Origin of the sequence: Sulfurimonas sp., assembly GCF_050296975.1 — a bacterium.
Classification (GTDB): domain Bacteria; phylum Campylobacterota; class Campylobacteria; order Campylobacterales; family Sulfurimonadaceae; genus Sulfurimonas.
Window position 1 is genome coordinate 1 of the sequence record NZ_JBNKRX010000004.1, and the last position, 1,671, is coordinate 1,671.

Annotated in this window: 1 protein-coding gene; it reads left to right on the forward strand. The window is 32.9% G+C overall.

The features are described 5' to 3' along the window. On the forward strand, window positions 1–1,605 hold a 1,605-nt coding region (locus ACQY56_RS01660), incomplete at its 5' end, for a TonB-dependent receptor plug domain-containing protein (protein WP_428743702.1). Between the last annotated feature and the right edge of the window lie 66 nt (window positions 1,606–1,671).

Genomic DNA, 1,671 nt, shown 5'->3' on the forward strand with positions numbered 1-1,671 from the left:
GCAGGGCGAATTGCTGTTTTGATTGATGGATATCGTGCTGATGATGCTATGTTTGGACAAGCTTACTTTGGAGAAGATGGAATTCTTGATGTTGCTATGATTGATAGAGTTGAATATGTTCCAGGTGGTGGCTCAGCTGGATATAGTAGTGGAGCACTTCTTGGAGTCGTTAATATCATCACAAAAAAAGGAAGTGATATTGATGGTGGAGAATTTGCTCTAGGTTATGGAAGTCATAACAGTAATAGAAAAAGAGCAGCTTTTGGTAAAAAATTTGATAATGGACTTGAAGTTCTTTTAAATGCTTCAAAGTATGATACAGATGGACGAAGTTTTACTTATAATATTAATGGAATAGATACCACTTTTGATAAACAAAATAGTGAAAAAAATCATCGTATCTTTTTTAAAGCTTCTTATGAAAACTTTTCATTGGAAAGTGCTTGGCTAAATCGAGAAAAAAATATTCCTTATTATCCTATTTGGGCTATAGAGTCTCAAATTTCATTCTTATCTACAGATAAAAGCAGATTTACACAATTAAAATACGATAACGATATTGTTTCTACGTTAAAGCTTTCTGCTTCTCTTTGGTCTGGAGAGTATCATTATTTTTCACATGATACAGTATTTTCTTCTCCTGATATAGACAACTCTTTTTTTGATGCTAAATGGTTTGGGGGAGATCTAAAACTTGTATCAACTGCTTGGGATAATCATATTTTATCTTTTGGAACAGAGTATCGTAATGATTATAGTTTAAGGTATTTAGATAATTATATTGAAGTAGCAACAAATACGGAGTATCCTTGGGAAGAAAAATATGAAAACCGTCAAACTTATAGTTTTTATGCTTATGATGAATACAAACTTACTTCATCTTTAAATTTAAATTATGGGTTTAGATATGAAAATGGCTATAATGGATATCATGCAATTAGCCCTCAATTAGCTGTAAGTTGGCAAGCTAAAGATGACACGTTATTTAAACTTTCATCCGAGCAAACACATCGCCGAACTACTGTAGATGAAGGAGATACACCTACTCCTGAGATGGCTAAAACAACAGAGTTGATTTTAGAGCAAGATTTTGCAGAACAGACGAAACTGGTTGCCTCGGTTTTTCGTTATCATATTGCTAATCGTATTGGATGGATAGCTCAATCTGATATAGTTACTAAGGGAGTAGAAATTGAACTTGAAAAACAGTGGGAAAATAATATGCGTCTTAAAAGTAGTTACACTTTTCAAGATGCAAAAGAAACAGATACTAATTTAACTCTTGCAAACTCTCCTAAACATCTTGCAAAATTAAATCTTTCAGTTCCGCTTGCAGCTGAGAAGCTTCGTATGGGATGGGAGATGCAATATGTAGGAAAACGTCCACTTGCCACGGATGATAGAAAAGAATATGCTCCTAGCCATACTGTGACCAATCTAACTTTTACTTCGCATAACTTTATTCCTAAAAGTGATATTTCTTTTACTGTACGTAATTTGATGGATAAAAAATATGGTGATGTAGTAAAACAACAAGGTAATGGAGATTTGTATTATCCAAAAGATGGACGTACCTTTTGGTTTGAATGGAGGTATAAATTCTAATGAAACAGTTAATATTATGTTTTATACTTCTTTTAAACTTATTAAAAGCAGATGCTTTACCCGAAT